The organism is Pseudomonas sp. TZ252, from assembly GCF_056110345.1.
On record NZ_CM148566.1, the window covers coordinates 2,439,533 to 2,458,196 of the forward strand.

Genomic DNA, 18,664 nt, shown 5'->3' on the forward strand with positions numbered 1-18,664 from the left:
CCACAGGCTACCCTTTTCCCTGACACCGCTAGAAGTACCGGCTGGAAATCAGCCGCCGAACTTCTTGCGCAGTTGCTGGACGGTGCGCAGCTGGGCTGCGGCTTCGGCCAGACGCGCGGCAGCGGCGCTGTAGTCGAACTCGGCGCCCTTGCCCTGCAGCGCCTTTTCGGCAGCCTTCAGGGCTTCCTGGGCGGCCGCTTCGTCGAGGTCGCCGGCACGAACCACGGTGTCGGCGAGGACCTTGACCATGTTCGGCTGGACTTCGAGGAAACCGCCGGAGATGTAGTACACCTCCTGCTCGCCGCCCTGCTTGACCAGGCGGATGGGGCCCGGTTTCAGGTCGGTGATCAGCGGCGCGTGGCCCGGGGCGATACCCAGGTCACCCAGAGCGCCGTGCGCGATAACCATCTCGACCAGGCCGGAGAAGATCTCCGCCTCGGCGCTGACGATGTCGCAATGGACTGTTATGGCCATACGCTTGCCTCACATGAGCGCCCGTCGCCGGGCGCACAGGATTACAGTTTTTTGGCTTTCTCGACCGCTTCTTCGATACCGCCGACCATGTAGAACGCCTGCTCCGGCAGGTGATCGTAGTCGCCGTTGAGAATGCCCTTGAAGCCAGCGATGGTGTCCTTCAGGGAAACGTACTTGCCCGGCGAGCCGGTGAAGACTTCCGCTACGAAGAACGGCTGGGACAGGAAGCGCTGGATCTTACGAGCGCGCGCCACCAGCAGCTTGTCGGCTTCGGACAGTTCGTCCATGCCCAGGATCGCGATGATGTCCTTCAGCTCCTTGTAGCGCTGCAGAACATACTGGACGCCGCGAGCGGTGTCGTAGTGATCCTGGCCGATCACCAGCGGATCGAGCTGGCGAGAGGTGGAGTCCAACGGGTCGACCGCAGGGTAGATACCCAGCGAGGCGATGTCACGGGACAGTACGACGGTCGCGTCCAGGTGGGCGAAGGTGGTCGCCGGGGACGGGTCGGTGAGGTCGTCCGCGGGAACGTATACGGCCTGGATCGAGGTGATCGAGCCTTTCTTGGTGGAGGTGATGCGCTCCTGCAGAACGCCCATCTCTTCGGCCAGGGTCGGCTGATAACCCACCGCGGACGGCATACGGCCCAGCAGTGCGGACACTTCGGTACCGGCGAGGGTGTAACGGTAGATGTTGTCGATGAACAACAGAACGTCACGGCCTTCGTCACGGAACTTCTCGGCCATGGTCAGGCCGGTCAGTGCGACGCGCAGACGGTTGCCCGGCGGCTCGTTCATCTGGCCGTATACCAGGGCTACCTTGTCCAGTACGTTGGAGTCCTTCATCTCGTGGTAGAAGTCGTTACCCTCACGAGTACGCTCGCCCACACCCGCGAACACGGAATAACCGCTGTGCTCGATGGCGATGTTACGGATCAGTTCCATCATGTTGACGGTCTTGCCCACGCCGGCGCCGCCGAACAGGCCTACCTTGCCGCCCTTGGCGAACGGGCAGACCAGGTCGATCACCTTGATGCCGGTTTCCAGCAGCTCGTTGCCGCCAGCCTGGTCGGCATAGGACGGAGCTTCGCGGTGGATGCCCCAGCGCTCTTCTTCGCCGATGGGACCGGCTTCGTCGATCGGGTTGCCCAGTACGTCCATGATCCGGCCCAGGGTCGCTTTACCGACCGGCACGGAGATGGCAGCACCAGTGCTGTCCACGTTCAGGCCACGCTTGAGGCCTTCGGTGGAACCCATCGCAATGGAACGAACCACGCCGTCGCCCAGCTGCTGCTGGACTTCCAGGGTGGTTTCAACGCCCTGAACCTTCAGGGCTTCATAGATGCTCGGCACGGCATCGCGCGGGAATTCCACGTCGATCACGGCGCCGATGATTTGAACGATACGTCCGCTACTCATGTCTGGTTCCTCTGAATTTTGAACCTGTTCTTACACCGCGGCAGCGCCGCCGACGATTTCCGAGATTTCCTGGGTGATCGCCGCCTGACGCGCCTTGTTGTAGATCAGCTGCAAATCGCTGATCAGCTCGCCGGCGTTGTCGGTAGCGTTCTTCATTGCAATCATCCGGGCCGCCTGCTCACAGGCGTTGTTCTCAACCACGGCCTGGTACACCTGGGATTCCACGTAACGCACCAGCAGCCCGTCGAGGAGCGACTTGGCGTCGGGTTCGTAGAGATAGTCCCAGTGGTGCTTCAGCTCCTGATCGTCATCGGCCACCAGCGGAATCAGCTGTTCCACGGTCGGCTTCTGGGTCATGGTGTTGACGAACTTGTTGGAGACCACGAACAGGCGATCGATACGGCCTTCGAGGTATGCGTCGAGCATCACCTTGACACTGCCGATCAGGTCGTTGATCGAAGGCTCTTCGCCGAGGTGGCTGATAGCTGCCACGACGTTGCCGCCGAAACTGCGGAAGAACGAAGCGCCCTTGCTACCGATCACGCAAAGGTCGATTTCCGCCCCTTGCTCGCGGTAGCCGCTCATGTCCTTGACGAGGGACTTGAACAGGTTGATGTTCAGACCGCCGCACAGACCACGGTCACTGCTCACCACGATGTAGCCGACGCGCTTGACTTCACGCTCGACCATGAACGGGTGACGGTATTCCGGGTTGGCGTTGGCCAGATGGCCGATCACCTGGCGAATACGCTCCGCGTAGGGACGGCCGGCCGCCATGCGCATTTGTGCCTTGCGCATCTTGCTCACCGCCACTTTTTCCATGGCATTGGTGATCTTTTGCGTGCTTTTGATGCTCGCAATCTTGCTGCGAATCTCTTTTGCGCCTGCCATTTGACACCTATCGGGTTAGCAGGCGGGAGCCTCGCGGCTCCCGCTGCGGCTTACCAGGTTTGGGTGGCCTTGAACTTCTCGATGCCGGCCTTGATGCCCGCGTCGATTTCGTCGTTGAAGTCACCTTTCTCGTTGATCTTCGCCAGCAGAGCGGCATGCTCGCGCTGGAAGTAGGAGATCAACGCCTGCTCGAAGCTACCGACCTTGGCGATTTCGACGTCCTGCAGGAAGCCACGCTCGGCGGCATACAGGGACAGCGACATCTCGGCGATCGACATCGGCGCGTACTGCTTCTGCTTCATCAGCTCGGTAACGCGCTGACCATGCTCCAGCTGCTTGCGGGTCGCTTCGTCCAGGTCCGAGGCGAACTGGGCGAAGGCGGCCAGTTCACGGTACTGGGCCAGAGCGGTACGGATGCCGCCGGACAGCTTCTTGATGATCTTGGTCTGGGCCGCGCCACCTACGCGGGATACCGAGATACCGGCGTTGACGGCCGGACGGATACCCGAGTTGAACATGGCGGATTCCAGGAAGATCTGGCCGTCGGTGATCGAGATCACGTTGGTCGGAACGAACGCGGAAACGTCGCCGGCCTGGGTCTCGATGATCGGCAGCGCGGTCAGCGAGCCAGTCTTGCCGGTCACGGCGCCGTTGGTGAACTTCTCGACATACTCTTCGGAAACGCGGGAAGCGCGCTCCAGCAGACGGCTGTGGAGATAGAACACGTCGCCCGGGTAGGCTTCGCGGCCCGGCGGACGGCGCAGCAGCAGGGAGATCTGGCGATAAGCCACGGCCTGCTTGGACAGGTCGTCGTAGACGATCAGGGCGTCTTCACCGCGATCACGGAAGTATTCGCCCATGGTGCAACCGGAGTACGGCGCCAGGTATTGCAGGGCGGCGGACTCGGAAGCGCTGGCGGCGACCACGATGGTGTTGGCCAGGGCACCGTTCTCTTCCAGCTTGCGTACGACGTTGGCGATAGTGGACTGCTTCTGGCCGATGGCCACGTAGACGCACTTAATGCCGCTGTCTTTCTGGTTGATGATGGCGTCGACCGCGAGGGCGGTCTTGCCGATCTGGCGGTCGCCGATGATCAGCTCGCGCTGGCCACGGCCTACCGGGATCATGGCGTCGACCGACTTGTAGCCGGTCTGTACCGGCTGGTCTACCGACTTACGCCAGATCACGCCCGGAGCGACCTTCTCGACCGCGTCGGTGGCCTTGGCGTCGATCGGACCCTTGCCGTCGATCGGATTGCCCAGTGCGTCGACTACGCGACCCAGCAGTTCCGGACCGACCGGAACCTCCAGGATGCGCCCGGTGCACTTGGCGTTCATGCCTTCGGCGAGGCCCTGGTATTCACCCAGGACCACGGCACCCACGGAATCCTGCTCCAGGTTCAGCGCCATACCGTAGACGCCGCCCGGGAACTCGATCATCTCGCCGTACATGACGTCGGCCAGACCGTAGATGCGCACGATACCGTCGGACACGCTGACGATGGTGCCTTCGTTTCGTGCTTGGGAGGCGACGTCGAGTTTCTCGATGCGCCCCTTGATGATTTCACTAATTTCGGAAGGATTGAGTTGCTGCATGCCGCTGCCCCTTCAAACTCAAGATTTCAACGCTTCGGCCAGTTTCGCGAGCTTGCCGCGCACCGAGCCATCGATTACCAAGTCACCGGCGCGAATGATCACGCCGCCGATCAGGCTCGCGTCTTCCGACGCATGTAGCCGCACTTCGCGACTGAGCCGGGCGCTGAGAGCCTTGGCGAGTTTGTCCTGCTGTTCTTTGCTCAAGGTGAAGGCACTGGTGACTTCTACCTCGACCGACTTTTCCTGCTCGGCCTTCAACTGCTCGTACATCTCAGCGATGGTCGGCAGCAGTTCGAGCCGCTTGTTCTCAGCCACAGTCCGGACGAAGTTCTGGGCTGGTGCATTCAGCTTGTCGCCGCACACATCGATCAGGCTCTGGGCCTTGGCCGAAGAGGTCAGCTGAGGCTCTTTGAGCAGCTGGCGCACGGTGTCGTCCTGCGACACTGCGGCCAGCACACCCAGCGCAGCCGACCAATCGGCCAGTTGCTGATGAGCCTGGGCGTACTCGAAAGCCGCCTTTGCGTAGGGACGAGCCAACGTGGTCAGTTCTGCCATAGCGCCCTCGCTTAGATCTCGGCTGCCAGTTTGGAAACCAGCTGCTCGTGCGCGTTTGCGTCGATCGAAGCACCCAGGATCTTCTCTGCGCCGGTGACGGCCAGGGCACCCACTTGGGCACGCAGGGCGTCCTTGACGCTGTTCAGTTCCTGTTCGATTTCCGCTTGGGCCTGGGCCTTCAGGCGTTCGCCTTCGGTACGGGCCTGGTCGCGGGCTTCATCGACGATCTGGTTAGCGCGTTTCTTCGCCTGTTCGACGATTTCGGCTGCCTGAGCCTTGGCTTCGCGCAGTTGCTGGCCCGCTTTCTCATGAGCCAGCTCCAGATCACGAGCCGCGCGGTTGGCAGCGTCCAGGCCGTCAGCGATCTTCTTCTGACGCTCTTGCAGAGCCGCGATGACCGGAGGCCACACGAACTTCATGCAGAACAGCACAAAGATGAAGAACGCAACGGACTGGCCAATCAGGGTTGCATTAATGTTCACGCCAACACCTCGCTCGTTCGTTGTCCGTCAAACACTCAAATCGAATGATTCGAGTGATTAGCCGGCGATTTGACCAACGAAGGGATTCGCGAAGGTGAAGAACAGGGCGATACCCACACCGATCATGGTCACGGCGTCCAGCAGGCCGGCGACGATGAACATTTTCACCTGCAGCATCGGAACCATTTCAGGCTGACGAGCTGCGCCTTCCAGGAACTTGCCACCCAGCAGACCGAAACCGATGGCGGTACCCAGGGCACCCAGGCCAATCAGCAGAGCAACGGCGATAGCAGTCAGTCCAACTACAGTTTCCATTTTTCCTCCCGACTTTTTGTCGTGTTGGTTAAAGGTTGAAGCGAATCGATTAATGGTTGTCTTCGTGCGCCATCGACAGGTAGACGATGGTCAGCATCATGAAGATGAAGGCCTGCAGGGTGATGATCAGGATGTGGAACACAGCCCACGCCCAGTTCAGGGCTACGCCCAGGGCACTCAGCAGGAACATTCCGCTACCGAACATGACGGCGATCAGAATGAAGATCAGTTCGCCGGCATACATGTTGCCGAACAGACGCAGCGCCAGCGAAACCGGCTTGGCGATCAGGGTCACGAACTCGAGCAGGAAGTTCACCGGAATCAGCAGGATCTGAACGACGATGTTCTTGCTGCTGAAGGGGTGCAGGGTCAGTTCACCGAGGAAGCCGCCGATGCCCTTGACCTTGATGCTGTAAAAGACGATCAGGGCGAACACCGAGATCGACAGGCCGAGGGTGGCGTTCGGGTCGGTGGTGGCCACCGCGCGGAAGAACAGGTGCTCGTCGCCGGTGATCTTCGCGGCCAGCATCGGCAGGTAGTCCACCGGTACCAGGTCGATCAGGTTGAGCAGGAAGATCCAGACGAACACGGTCAGGGCCAGGGGCGCGATCAACGGGTTACGCCCGTGGAAGGTGTCCTTGACGCTGGTGTCGACGAACTCGACCATCACCTCGACGAAGTTCTGCAGTCCACCCGGCTGGCCGCTGGTGGCCTTCTTGGCCGCCAGGCGGAAGATGAACAGGAACACCACGCCGAGCAGTACCGACCAGCCCAGGGTGTCTACGTGGAATGCCCAGAAGCCCATTTCCTTGGCTTGCTCGGCGGTGTGGGCGAACCCCCAATCACCATTAGGCAGACGCCCGAAGGTCAGGTTCTGCAAGTGGTGCTGGATGTAACCCGAAGCGGTTTCTGCTGCCATGTTTGCCTCAATCGCTCTAAGGTCTTGTAAATGTTTTTCCCATCAGCAGGGGTGCGCACCAGCTGACCATCAGGGTCAGCAGATAGACACCGAACAGAGCCGGCGCCATCAGTGGCTTCACGCCTGCGAACGTCAGTGCGAAGAGCACCGCCGTCAGAATCAGTTTCCCGGCTTCGCCCGCATAGAAAGAGCGAACGATTTCCCGGGCAGCCCGCGCTCCGCTGAAACGGAACGCCTTGTAGGCGAAATAACAATTCGGCAACCAGGCGATCATCCCTCCCAGCAGTCCGGAATATCCGGCTACCGGTCCCCAAGAAATCCACAGGGAGATCGCAGCAACAAGCACTACTACCAGTTGGACGAGCAGCAATCTGAATGCCGGCAGGCGACTTGGCATGCGGGACTCCATCGCGCTCTCAGTCTTCTGGTGTCGGCACTGCCAAATCAACGACTTGGCATAAAAAGTGCCCACAAAATAGCGCGCAGAGTATAGGGGGGGAGTCCCCCCTGTTCAACTGGCTGGTAGTGATTTCCGACTACCCGCTACAACCCAAAGTGTGTCAACGGATGTGGGCGAGAACGCCCTGCAGTTCATCCAGGGAGCTGTAGCGGATGACCAACTGTCCCTTGCCCTTCTGACCATGCCGGATCTGCACCGAAGCGCCCAGGCGCTCGGCCAGGCGCTGTTCCAGGCGGGCAATGTCCGGGTCGCTCTTGACCGGTCCCGCAGGCTTGTCCGGGGCATGCGTCCACTGCCGAACCAGGGCTTCGGTCTGACGTACGGTCAGCCCGTGTGCGACAACATGTCGCGCCCCTTCCACCTGCCGTTCCGCCGGCAGACCGAGGAGCGCACGGGCATGGCCCATTTCCAGGTCGCCATGGGAAAGCAGGGTCTTGATCTCTTCCGGCAGGCCGATCAGGCGCAGCAGGTTGGTGATGGTCGCGCGCGACTTGCCGACCGCTTCCGCGACCTGCTGCTGGGTCAGCTGGAACTCCTGCTGCAGGCGTTGCAGGGCAGCGGCTTCCTCGATCGGGTTGAGGTCCTCGCGCTGGATGTTCTCGATCAGCGCCATGGCGATGGCCGCTTCGTCCGGCACGTCGCGCACCAGCGCCGGGATCTTTTCCAGTCCCGCCTGCTGGCTGGCCCGCCAGCGCCGCTCGCCGGCGATGATCTCGTAGCGGCCATTGGCGATCGGCCGCACCACGATGGGCTGCATCACCCCCTGGGCCTTGATCGACTGCGCCAGTTCCTCCAGGGCTTGAGGGTCCATGTCGCGACGTGGCTGGTACTTGCCGCGCTGCATCAGGTCGAGGGGGATCTGCTGCAACTCGCGGCGGTCGGCCTGTACGGCTTCTTCCTGCAGTTTGGCGGGACTCGAGCCGCCCAGCAGGGCATCGAGCCCGCGTCCCAGTCCACGTTTCTTGGCTGCCATGCGGGTTCCTTATGCGGTTGCGGCGCGGCCTTTGGCGCGCTGGCGGCGGACCAGCTCGCCGGCCAGCGCCAGGTAGGCGATGGCGCCGCGGGATTGCTTGTCGTAAACCAGCGCCGGCATGCCGAAGCTCGGGGCCTCGGCCAGGCGCACGTTACGCGGGATGACGGTGCTGTAGAGGGTGTCGCCGAAATGCTCCTGCAACTGCGCGGAGACATCGTTGGTCAGGCTGATGCGCGGGTCGTACATGGTCCGCAGCAGGCCCTCGATCTTCAGCGTCGGATTGAGCAACTGGCCGATGCGCTGGATGCTGTTCATCAGGTCGGTCAGTCCCTCCAGCGCGTAGTACTCGCACTGCATGGGAATGATCACGCCGTCCGCGGCGGTCAGCGCATTGACGGTGAGCATCGACAGCGACGGCGGGCAGTCGATGAGGATGTAGTCGTAGTTCTCGCGGATCGGCGCCAGCGCGTTGCGCAGGCGGTTTTCCTTCATGTCCATTTCCAGCAGCACCACTTCCGCGGCGGTGAGGTCGCGGTTGGCCGGCAGCAACTGGTAGCCGCCGTGTTCGGAGAACTGCATGGCCTCGGCGAGGTTGCATTCGCCGGTGAGCACGTCGTAGATGGAGTGCTCCAGGTTGTGCTTGTCGATGCCGCTGCCGGTGGTGGCGTTGCCCTGGGGATCCAGGTCCAGCAGGAGGACGCGGCGCTTGGTCGCCACGAGGGAGGCCGCGAGGTTGATACAGGTCGTGGTCTTGCCGACACCGCCTTTCTGGTTGGCGATCGCGAATACCTTAGCCATGGTTATCCCTGTTCCCCCCTCATGCTGTGCGCCGCAGTATCAGCAGATGCCGCTGACCTTGGCAACCGGGTACCGCCAGCGCGTGCTCGGCTTCGACCCGGAAATCCTCCGGGAGTGCCGCCAGCTCTTCGTTCGGATGCACACCCTTCATCGCCAGCCAGCGGGTTTCCTGGCCACCTAGGTGGCGGGTCCAGCTGGCGAAGTCCTCCAGGCTGCTGAAAGCGCGGGAAACGATGCCATCGAAGGGGCTCTCGGGACGGAAGGCTTCCACCCGGCTGTGCACGACTTCGAGGTTGGCCAGCTTCAGTTCGAGCTTCACCTGGGTCAGGAAGCGAGTCTTCTTGCCGTTGCTGTCGAGCAGGGTCAGGCGCTTTTCCGGGAACAGGATGGCCAGCGGGACGCCGGGCATGCCACCGCCACTGCCGACATCCAGCCAGTTATCCCCAGCCTCGGCATAAGGCACGATGCTCAGGCTGTCGAGCAGGTGGCGCGAAACCATCTCGTCCGGGTCGCGTACGGCGGTCAGGTTGTAGGCCTTGTTCCATTTGATCAGCAGGGCCAGGTAGGCCAGCAGCTGGCGTTGCTTGTCGGCGTCAAGGGCGACGCCGAGCTCGTCAGCACCACGCGCGAGTTCGTCGGCATGGTGTTGGGTTACCGCAGACATCAAGCGCTCTGCTCCAGTTGGCGGCCAGAGGCACGCTTCTTCAGGTGGATCAACAACAGCGAAATCGCAGCCGGCGTGACGCCGGGGATCCGCGAAGCCTGTCCGAGGGTTTCCGGACGGGCCTGGTTCAGCTTGTTCTGGATTTCCTTCGACAGGCCGGAAATCCCCAGGTAATCGATATCCACAGGCAGGCGGGTATCTTCGCTGGCGCGCAGCCGGGCGATTTCCTCCTGCTGGCGGTCGATGTAGCCGGCGTACTTGGTGCGAATCTCCACCTGCTCGGCCACCTGGGGGTTATCCACAGCGTCGCCGGTGATCTCCACCAGGCCGGCGTAATCGATCTCGGGGCGGCTCAGCAGGTTGAGCAGGTTGTATTCATGGGTCAGCGGCGTACCGAAGCGCTCGGCGATGGCGTCGCCCTGCGGGGTATTCGGCCGCACCCAGGTGCTCTTCAGCCGCTGTTCCTCGCGTTCGATACCTTCGCGCTTGGCTTCGAAGGCAGCCCAGCGCCGATCGTCGACAAGGCCCAGCTCGCGTCCCTTCTCGGTGAGACGCAGGTCGGCGTTGTCCTCGCGGAGGATCAGGCGGTATTCCGCCCGCGAGGTGAACATGCGGTACGGCTCCTGGGTGCCGAGCGTGATCAGGTCGTCCACCAGCACGCCGATGTAGGCCTCGTCGCGGCGCGGGCACCAGCTGTCCTTGCCTTGCGAGCGCAACGCAGCATTGGCGCCGGCCAGCAGGCCCTGGGCGCCAGCTTCCTCGTAGCCGGTGGTGCCGTTGATCTGGCCGGCGAAGAACAGGCCGCCGATGACCTTGGTCTCCAGGCTGTACCTGAGATCGCGGGGATCGAAGAAGTCGTACTCGATCGCATAGCCCGGCCGCACGATGTGGGCGTTTTCCATGCCACGGATGGAACGCACGATCTGCAGTTGCACGTCGAATGGCAGGGACGTGGAAATGCCGTTGGGATACAGCTCGTGGGTCGTCAGGCCTTCCGGCTCGAGGAAGACCTGGTGGCTTTCCTTGTCGGCGAAGCGATGGATCTTGTCTTCGATCGAAGGGCAGTAGCGCGGGCCGATGCCTTCGATCACACCGGAATACATCGGCGAACGATCGAGATTGGCGGCGATGATCTCGTGGGTCCGGGCGTTGGTATGGGTGATCCAGCAACTGACCTGCTCGGGATGCTGTTCCTTCGAACCGAGGAAGGACATCACCGGGATCGGCGTGTCGCCCGGCTGCTCGGTCATCACCGAGAAGTCCACGCTGCGCCCGTCGATCCGCGGCGGCGTACCGGTCTTCAGCCGGCCGACCCGCAGCGGCAATTCACGCAGACGACGCGCCAGTGCGATGGACGGCGGGTCGCCGGCGCGTCCGCCTGAGTAGTTCTCCAGGCCGATGTGGATAAGTCCGCCGAGGAAGGTGCCGGTAGTCAGGACCACGTTGTCGGCATGGAAGCGCAGTCCCATCTGAGTCACTACGCCGCGGACCTGATCCTGCTCGACGATCAGGTCGTCGCAGGCCTGCTGGAATATCCACAGGTTCGGCTGGTTTTCCAGTGTATGGCGGATAGCGGCCTTATAGAGCACGCGATCGGCTTGTGCACGAGTGGCGCGCACTGCCGGCCCCTTGCGGCTGTTAAGGATGCGGAACTGGATACCGCCCTTGTCGGTGGCTTCGGCCATGGCGCCGCCAAGGGCGTCGATTTCCTTGACCAGATGGCTCTTGCCGATGCCGCCGATGGCGGGGTTGCAGCTCATCTGCCCCAGGGTTTCCACATTGTGGGTCAACAGCAGGGTTTTCACACCCATGCGCGCAGCCGCGAGTGCGGCTTCGGTGCCTGCATGGCCACCGCCGATCACGATTACGTCAAAACGGGTAGGGAAATCCACCACGCACCTCGGCCTGTTCAGAAGCAGGAATTCAGGAAAGCCGGACAGTATAAGGATTTAGCGAACCTGAATGAAGACTCCTGGACAAAAAATAGCCAATCCATATCGAGGGAGCAAAACGGCTCGGCGGGCTTACAAAAAATAAAAGGAAAGGAATGTTTATATCTTTTTAGAACTTGTGTTTATTACTTAGCAGCGGCTTTTCTGTTGATAAGTACGTCGAGCCCAGTAAAGACATAGCCTGTAGCGAATGATAAGGCTGTCCCAAACCCTATCTGGGCCCTGTTGATAAGCGTTTTTTAGCTGTGGATGGAATGGCTCGTTATCAACATGTGGAGTTATGCACAGAGCTTCGGCGGGTTTATCTACCCTCCTGTCCCTGGGGTTTTCCACAGGTTTCAGGCGAGTGTATCCGGGCCGCGGCAGGACCGCAGCCAGGTAGGAAGAAGGAGATGGAAAGGCGTGGGAAAGGCTCAGTCGTTGCCGCTTTCCAGCGTATCGATAGATGACGACAGGCGCTCGAAGCGGCGCTTGGCGGAGACCTGGAAATCCCGCTCGGAGCCCTCGTTAGCGGGTTTGCGCAGCGGTAGCCGAGCACTGAGCCCGCTAGTGCGGTCGTAACTGATCATCTGTCCGGCCTGGCATTCGCCGCCGAGCCACACCGCCAGGTTGGCTACGATCTCCATGCTGTAGTGTCCGAGTGCTCGCCGTGGGACGCCTTGGGAGCCGAAGGCGAGGGCCCCGCCTGGCCGGTATCGACGGAGTCCAGGGTCTGCAACAGCTCTTTTCGCAGAATCTCTTCCAGGCTTGTGGATAAACCGCTTACCGGGTTGACTTGCGTGCACGGAACGTCCCGGCGCGTGGCGATAGCGCCAGGCGAGACAACGGGATAGATACGCCGTTCGAGAGGGGCGAGCAGATAGAGATTGACCACAGCGCAGCGCCTTCGCGGACGCCGGATCGGAGCGCGGTGCCTGTGCATAAACCTCTCCCAGGTGGATATCCATCCCATGCAGACCGACATCGGCGCAGATGGTTTTCTCGGGGACGAAGCGGCGCGCCGGCAATCCATGCCTGCGTGGTTGAGTGCCGGCGAAGGGGCACAGTGAAAGGAAAGTACGCAGAACCGGAGCGAACCTTGCCCTGGTTATCCACAACTCGGCGTGGGCCGAGCCCCATTACTTGCCGATGCAGAAACTCGAGAAGATGCGACCCAGCAGGTCGTCGGGGGTGAATGCGCCGGTGATTTCGCCCAGGTGCTGCTGGGCCTGGCGCAGATCCTCGGCCAGCAGTTCGCCGGCGCCATTGTGGATAAGTTGGCTGTGGCCATGCTCCAGCGCCTGCCCTGCCAGGCGTAGCGCTTCCAAGTGGCGCCGGCGGGCGCTGAAACCGCTTTCCGCGGTCTGTTCGAAGCCCATGCAGGCCTTCAGGTGTTCGCGCAGCAGCTCCAGGCCGGCGCCGGTGCGCGCCGAGAGGGTGATGGTGACGTGGCCGTCCGCGCTTTCCTCGAGGCCAATGGACTCTGTGGACAAATCCGCCTTGTTGCGGATCAGGGTGACCTTGCCCGGTTCCGGTCGCTGGTCGAGAAACTCCGGCCATAGGGAAAACGGGTCCGCTGCTTCCGGGGCGGTGGCGTCCACCACCAGCAGCACGCGATCGGCTTCGCCGATGGCTTTCAGCGCACGTTCCACGCCGATCTTTTCCACATGGTCCTCGGTATCCCGCAGGCCTGCGGTGTCCACCACATGCAGGGGCATGCCATCGATGTGGATATGTTCGCGCAGTACATCGCGGGTGGTGCCGGCTATGTCCGTGACGATGGCCGCCTCGCGACCGGCCAGGGCATTCAGCAGGCTGGACTTGCCGGCATTCGGTCGTCCGGCGATGACCACGGTCATGCCGTCGCGCAGCAGGGCGCCTTGGGAAGCTTCGCGCTGCACTGTGGATAATTCTGTGCGTACTTTTTCCAGAAGCCCCAGTACATGGCCATCGGCGAGGAAGTCGATTTCTTCCTCGGGGAAGTCGATGGCGGCTTCGACATAGATGCGCAGGGAAATCAGTTGCTCGGTCAATGCATGTACCCGGCGTGAGAATTCGCCTTGCAGGGAACGTAATGCATTGCGCGCGGCCTGCTCCGAGCTGGCCTCGATCAGATCGGCGATGGCTTCGGCCTGGGCCAGGTCGAGCTTGTCGTTGAGGAACGCGCGCTCGCTGAACTCGCCCGGTCGCGCCTGGCGGGCGCCCAGTTCCAGACAACGCTGCACCAGCAGGTCGAGTACCACGGGGCCGCCGTGCCCCTGCAGTTCGAGTACGTCTTCGCCGGTGAACGAGTTCGGGCCGGGGAAATACAGTGACAGGCCTTCGTCGATCACCTGCCCACCGGCATCGAGGAACGGTCCGTAATGCGCATGCCGGGCTTTCAGCTGGCGTCCGCTCACGGCCACGGCCATCTGTCCGGCGAGAGGTCCGGAGACGCGGACGATTCCCACGCCGCCGCGGCCCTGGGCGGTAGCGATCGCGACGATGGTTTCGGTGGCGGCTTGCATGTGGATATCTCCGGATAGCAAGACGCCCCTCGAGGGGGCGTCTTGTTGTGGACAGTTTTCGCGATAGACGTCAGGCGGTCTTCGCGGCTGCCTCGATCTTGCGGGTAATGTACCACTGCTGTGCGATCGACAGGCAGTTGTTGACTACCCAGTACAGCACCAGACCGGCTGGGAACCAGAGGAAGAAGAAGGTGAAGATGATCGGCATCAGTTTCATCACCTTGGCCTGCATCGGGTCCGGCGGGGTCGGGTTGAGCATCTGCTGGATCAGCATGGTGCCGCCCATGACGATCGGCAGGATGAAGAACGGATCCTTCACCGACAGGTCGGTGATCCAGCCGAGCCACGGCGCCTGGCGCATTTCCACGCTTTCCAGGAGTACCCAGTAGAGGGAGAGGAAGACCGGCATCTGGACCAGGATCGGCAGGCAGCCGCCCAGCGGATTGATCTTCTCCTTCTTGTACAGCTCCATCATCGCCTGGGACATCTTCTGCCGATCGTCGCCGTGCTGTTCCTTGATCGCCTGCATCTTCGGCGACACCGCGCGCATGCGCGCCATCGAACGGTAGCTGGCGGCGGACAACGGGAAGAAGGCCAGCTTGATCAGGACGGTCAGGGCGATGATCGACCAGCCCCAGTTGCCGATCAGGCTGTGGATATGTTGCAGCAGCCAGAAGATCGGCTGGGCGATGAACCAAAGGAAACCGTAGTCGACGGTCAGTTCCAGGCCCGGGGAGAGTTCCTTCAGGTGCTTCTGGAGTTTCGGGCCGGCATACAGGGTCAGGTCGGTTTCCACCTTGCTACCCGCCGGAACGCTCAGGGTCGGGCCGGTGAAACCGACGATGTAGTTGCCCTGGCCGTCCTTGCGGGTCATGACCTGGTGCTGCTCGCCCTTGGTCGGAACCCAGGCGGTCACGAAGTAGTGTTGCAGCCAGGCGACCCAGCCACCCTGCACGGACTCCTTGAACTGTTCCTTGTCCATGTCCTTGGTGGAGATCTTCTTGTACGGCGAATCCGGGGTCCAGACCGCGGCGCCGAGGTAGGTGGACACCCCGGTGGCGGTGGTCGAGGACGGGTCGGCGCTGCCGTCGCGCTTGAGCTGGGCGAACAGGTTGCCGCTCCAGGTCTTGCCGCTCTGGTTGTCGATCAGGTAGCTGACGCCGACCTGATAGGCGTTTTCATTGATGCACTCGATCTTCTTCTGGGCCTTTTCCTTGTCCGAGCAATCGGCTTTCAGGCCACGGTGGAAGGTGAAGCGCTTGATGTAGTTGACACCGTCGTGGCTGAAGCTCAGGTCCACGACCAGTTCGTTCTGGCCGTCGGCCAACTGGTAGCTGCTCTGCGCACTGTGGAACAGCGGGCGGCCGGCGCTGCTGGCGTCCGGGCCGTCGGCACCGGTGAGGCCGCTCTGCGCCAGGTAGGTACGTTCGCGACCGTTGTCGAACAGCGGGAACGGCACGTCCGGACGGTCCAGGCGGCGCGGATACTGCAACAGGCCGAGCTGGACGATATCGCCGCCACGGGGATCGATGGCCAGGTCGAGGACGTCGGTCTTCACCTGGATCAGCTTGTCGCTGACCGCAACCGGCTTGTCGGCGGCTTCGCTGCCGGCCGCGCTGCTCTGGGCAGTGGGAACGTCACTGCTGGTGCCCGAGGCGGACGGAGTGTCCGGCAGGCCTTGCGTGGTGTTCATCGAAGCGCTGGCGGCGGGCAGCTCAGGCTGACCGTAATCCTTGTTCCACTGGAGAACCAGCAGGTAGGACACGACTGCAAGGGCGACGATGAGAATCGAGCGTTGAATGTCCATGGTTACTCGGCCATCGAGAAAGGGCGGTGCTTGAAGGAAACTGACAGTAGCAGATCGCGGCTACGGGATTGCCAGTGATGGAGCCGAGTGGAGGAAACCGCACTCGGGCGACCATTGCGTCGCGGGCCATGCTGCGCGATAGCCTCGTACGCTAGGGAAGTACAACTTGGCTGGGAACGACGGTGCCGGGTCATCGAAGGGGGGATGACACTACAGGGATCGGGATGCGCGGGCATCGACCTATGCATGAGTACCGTCGGCCACGCCAGGGGCGTCAGCAGGGCTTTCCGTGCGAGGTCGATTGCGCAACAGGCGTTTCCAGAGCTTGCCGAACTGCTGGTGCAGCTCCGGATTTTCCAGTTCGCCCAGGCCTTTGCGCGCGATCACCACGATATCCCAGCCAGCCAGGGTTTCCTGGTTATGGCGGAACGATTCGCGGATCAGGCGTTTGAGGCGATTGCGCTGGACGGCGAGCTTGACGTTCTTCTTGCCGATCACCAGGCCCAGGCGGGGGTGATCGAGACCGTTCTCGCGCGCCAGCAGCAGGACGTGCTTGCCGGGGACCTTGCCGGTCGGAGAGTCGAAGACTGCGCTGAATTGCCGGGCTGTCAGTAGACGCTTGTCCCGGTCGAAGTCCCGACTCACCACCCGTACCGGATAAATCAGACGGTCAGACGCTTACGGCCTTTGGCGCGACGACGCGACAGAACCTGACGGCCGTTCTTGGTGGCCATACGGGCGCGGAAACCGTGGACGCGAGCGCGCTTGAGGGTGCTGGGTTGGAAAGTACGTTTCATGATTCGGTACCTGGGTTGACGACTTGAGGTCGCAGTGACCCCGTTTAAAGAGACCGGCGATTCTAGTGAAATCGAACGGGCAGGTCAATTTCCAACCAGCGATGACGTAATAGATAGATACAAGGAAGTCATTTTTCTTTTAAAGGATAGAAACGGTTAATGCTCTTGGGACGGCGCTTTTCTGTGCATAACTCGATGAAGCCCAGCAATTGCGTGTTTCTCCGGCAGGCAAAAGGTTGTCGAGAACCGGTGTCGACGCTGTTTCCTTCCTGAGCGAAGCCTGGGGATGAACGAGATGGTTATCCACAGCGGTTTTTTCCACACGGCTGTGCGCAGGGATGTACCCCCTTCAAAGCAAGGGTTATCCACAAAGTCCAGGACGACCGTCCGTCGGCCTGCCTGCTTTTATTAAGGTCTTGATTTGCTTGGGGCCTCAGCGCATCGGCATGTGGATAAGTCCGGCCCGTCCGGCTACAATAGGCGCTTATTTCGTTGTGCCGCCTTTCCAATCTTTGGGGGATATCCGTGTCCGTGGAACTTTGGCAGCAGTGCGTGGATCTTCTCCGCGATGAGCTGCCGTCCCAACAATTCAACACCTGGATCCGTCCCTTGCAGGTCGAAGCCGAAGGCGACGAATTGCGTGTGTATGCACCCAACCGTTTCGTCCTCGATTGGGTGAACGAGAAATACCTCGGTCGGCTTCTGGAACTGCTCGGTGAACGCGGCGAGGGTCAGTTGCCCGCGCTTTCCTTATTAATAGGCAGCAAGCGTAGCCGTACGCCGCGCGCCGCCATCGTCCCATCGCAGACCCACGTGGCTCCCCCGCCTCCGGTTGCTCCGCCGCCGGCGCCAGTGCAGCCGGTATCGGCCGCGCCCGTGGTAGTGCCACGTGAAGAGCTGCCGCCAGTGACGACGGCTCCCAGCGTGTCGAGCGATCCCTATGAGCCGGAAGAACCCAGCATCGATCCGCTGGCCGCCGCCATGCCGGCCGGAGCAGCGCCTGCGGTGCGCACCGAGCGCAACGTCCAGGTCGAAGGTGCGCTGAAGCACACCAGCTATCTCAACCGTACCTTCACCTTCGAGAACTTCGTCGAGGGCAAGTCCAACCAGTTGGCCCGCGCCGCCGCCTGGCAGGTGGCGGACAACCTCAAGCACGGCTACAACCCGCTGTTCCTCTACGGTGGCGTCGGTCTGGGCAAGACCCACCTGATGCATGCGGTGGGCAACCACCTGCTGAAGAAGAACCCGAACGCCAAGGTGGTCTACCTGCATTCGGAACGTTTCGTCGCGGACATGGTGAAGGCCTTGCAGCTCAACGCCATCAACGAATTCAAGCGCTTCTACCGCTCGGTGGACGCACTGTTGATCGACGACATCCAGTTCTTCGCCCGTAAGGAGCGCTCCCAGGAGGAGTTCTTCCACACCTTCAATGCCCTTCTCGAAGGCGGCCAGCAGGTGATCCTCACCAGCGACCGCTATCCGAAGGAAATCGAAGGCCTGGAAGAGCGGCTGAAATCCCGCTTCGGCTGGGGCCTGACGGTGGCCGTCGAGCCGCCGGAACTGGAAACCCGGGTGGCGATCCTGATGAAGAAGGCTGAGCAGGCGAAGATCGAGCTGCCGCACGATGCGGCCTTCTTCATCGCCCAGCGCATCCGTTCCAACGTGCGCGAACTGGAAGGTGCGCTGAAGCGGGTGATCGCCCACTCGCACTTTATGGGCCGGCCGATCACCATCGAGCTGATTCGCGAGTCGCTGAAGGACCTGTTGGCCCTTCAGGACAAGCTGGTCAGCATCGACAACATCCAGCGCACCGTCGCCGAGTACTACAAGATCAAGATATCCGATCTGTTGTCCAAGCGGCGTTCGCGCTCGGTGGCGCGCCCGCGCCAGGTGGCCATGGCGCTCTCCAAGGAGCTGACCAACCACAGCCTGCCGGAGATCGGCGTGGCCTTCGGCGGTCGGGATCACACCACGGTGTTGCACGCCTGTCGTAAGATCGCTCAACTTAGGGAATCCGACGCGGATATCCGCGAGGACTACAAGAACCTGCTGCGTACCCTGACAACCTGACGCAGCCC

19 protein-coding genes are annotated in these 18,664 nt (G+C 61.8%); 1 reads left to right on the forward strand and 18 read right to left on the reverse strand.

All coding sequences use genetic code 11. From position 1 onward, the window contains the following. Positions 1-48: 48 nt before the first annotated feature. From ACYAF3_RS11220 to rpmH, 18 genes are all read right to left on the reverse strand, one after another. Entirely contained in the window at positions 49-474 is a 426-nt protein-coding gene (locus ACYAF3_RS11220) for a F0F1 ATP synthase subunit epsilon (RefSeq protein WP_003097128.1), read from the reverse strand. Positions 475-515: 41 nt separating this feature from the next. Next, the gene (gene atpD, locus ACYAF3_RS11225; protein ID WP_003097130.1) at positions 516-1,892 is read right to left on the reverse strand and encodes a F0F1 ATP synthase subunit beta; all 1,377 of its coding nucleotides are present in this window, start codon (positions 1,890-1,892) and stop codon (positions 516-518) included. Positions 1,893-1,922: 30 nt separating this feature from the next. After that, the gene (atpG, locus tag ACYAF3_RS11230) at positions 1,923-2,783 is read right to left on the reverse strand and encodes a F0F1 ATP synthase subunit gamma (RefSeq protein ID WP_003097132.1); all 861 of its coding nucleotides are present in this window, start codon (positions 2,781-2,783) and stop codon (positions 1,923-1,925) included. 50 nt (positions 2,784-2,833) lie between these two features. Then, complete coding sequence (gene atpA, locus ACYAF3_RS11235) at positions 2,834-4,378, reverse strand: F0F1 ATP synthase subunit alpha (protein WP_003097134.1); 1,545 nt, start codon at positions 4,376-4,378, stop codon at positions 2,834-2,836. 18 nt (positions 4,379-4,396) lie between these two features. Further along, positions 4,397-4,933 (reverse strand): F0F1 ATP synthase subunit delta, encoded by a 537-nt coding sequence (locus ACYAF3_RS11240; protein ID WP_003097135.1) that lies wholly within the window; start codon positions 4,931-4,933, stop codon positions 4,397-4,399. Positions 4,934-4,944: 11 nt separating this feature from the next. Further along, a complete protein-coding gene (locus ACYAF3_RS11245; protein ID WP_003100235.1) occupies positions 4,945-5,415 on the reverse strand; it encodes a F0F1 ATP synthase subunit B in 471 nt (156 codons plus the stop codon). Positions 5,416-5,472: 57 nt separating this feature from the next. Next, positions 5,473-5,730, reverse strand: coding sequence for a F0F1 ATP synthase subunit C (gene atpE, locus ACYAF3_RS11250; protein WP_003097235.1), 258 nt, complete (start codon positions 5,728-5,730; stop codon positions 5,473-5,475). Between the two features lie 49 nt (positions 5,731-5,779). Next, positions 5,780-6,649, reverse strand: coding sequence for a F0F1 ATP synthase subunit A (atpB, locus tag ACYAF3_RS11255; RefSeq protein WP_003100237.1), 870 nt, complete (start codon positions 6,647-6,649; stop codon positions 5,780-5,782). 16 nt (positions 6,650-6,665) lie between these two features. Then, positions 6,666-7,046: a F0F1 ATP synthase subunit I gene (locus ACYAF3_RS11260; protein ID WP_003118473.1), complete on the reverse strand. Its 381-nt coding sequence runs from the start codon at positions 7,044-7,046 to the stop codon at positions 6,666-6,668. A 163-nt stretch (positions 7,047-7,209) separates the two neighbouring features. Then, positions 7,210-8,082 (reverse strand): ParB/RepB/Spo0J family partition protein, encoded by an 873-nt coding sequence (locus tag ACYAF3_RS11265; RefSeq protein WP_004351900.1) that lies wholly within the window; start codon positions 8,080-8,082, stop codon positions 7,210-7,212. A gap of 9 nt (positions 8,083-8,091) precedes the next feature. Beyond that, positions 8,092-8,880: a chromosome partitioning protein Soj gene (soj, locus tag ACYAF3_RS11270; RefSeq protein WP_003097243.1), complete on the reverse strand. Its 789-nt coding sequence runs from the start codon at positions 8,878-8,880 to the stop codon at positions 8,092-8,094. Between the two features lie 19 nt (positions 8,881-8,899). Beyond that, the gene (gene rsmG / locus ACYAF3_RS11275; protein ID WP_024916303.1) at positions 8,900-9,544 is read right to left on the reverse strand and encodes a 16S rRNA (guanine(527)-N(7))-methyltransferase RsmG; all 645 of its coding nucleotides are present in this window, start codon (positions 9,542-9,544) and stop codon (positions 8,900-8,902) included. Continuing rightward, a complete protein-coding gene (gene mnmG / locus ACYAF3_RS11280) occupies positions 9,544-11,436 on the reverse strand; it encodes a tRNA uridine-5-carboxymethylaminomethyl(34) synthesis enzyme MnmG (RefSeq protein ID WP_003100244.1) in 1,893 nt (630 codons plus the stop codon). The genes rsmG and mnmG overlap by 1 nt, the downstream gene beginning before the upstream one ends. A 473-nt stretch (positions 11,437-11,909) precedes the next feature. Continuing rightward, complete coding sequence (locus ACYAF3_RS11285) at positions 11,910-12,122, reverse strand: hypothetical protein (RefSeq protein ID WP_003458395.1); 213 nt, start codon at positions 12,120-12,122, stop codon at positions 11,910-11,912. Between the two features lie 492 nt (positions 12,123-12,614). Continuing rightward, on the reverse strand, positions 12,615-13,982 hold the full coding sequence (gene mnmE, locus ACYAF3_RS11290) for a tRNA uridine-5-carboxymethylaminomethyl(34) synthesis GTPase MnmE (protein ID WP_003100248.1): 1,368 nt from the start codon (positions 13,980-13,982) through the stop codon (positions 12,615-12,617). A 70-nt stretch (positions 13,983-14,052) separates the two neighbouring features. Then, positions 14,053-15,789 (reverse strand): membrane protein insertase YidC, encoded by a 1,737-nt coding sequence (gene yidC, locus ACYAF3_RS11295; protein WP_003097255.1) that lies wholly within the window; start codon positions 15,787-15,789, stop codon positions 14,053-14,055. A 240-nt stretch (positions 15,790-16,029) separates the two neighbouring features. Beyond that, positions 16,030-16,437: a ribonuclease P protein component gene (rnpA, locus tag ACYAF3_RS11300; RefSeq protein WP_003100251.1), complete on the reverse strand. Its 408-nt coding sequence runs from the start codon at positions 16,435-16,437 to the stop codon at positions 16,030-16,032. A gap of 14 nt (positions 16,438-16,451) precedes the next feature. Further along, entirely contained in the window at positions 16,452-16,586 is a 135-nt protein-coding gene (rpmH, locus tag ACYAF3_RS11305; protein WP_003100258.1) for a 50S ribosomal protein L34, read from the reverse strand. 525 nt (positions 16,587-17,111) lie between these two features. Between rpmH and dnaA the strand changes: the two genes are divergently transcribed. Continuing rightward, complete coding sequence (dnaA, locus tag ACYAF3_RS11310) at positions 17,112-18,656, forward strand: chromosomal replication initiator protein DnaA (protein ID WP_003109151.1); 1,545 nt, start codon at positions 17,112-17,114, stop codon at positions 18,654-18,656. Positions 18,657-18,664: the final 8 nt, after the last annotated feature.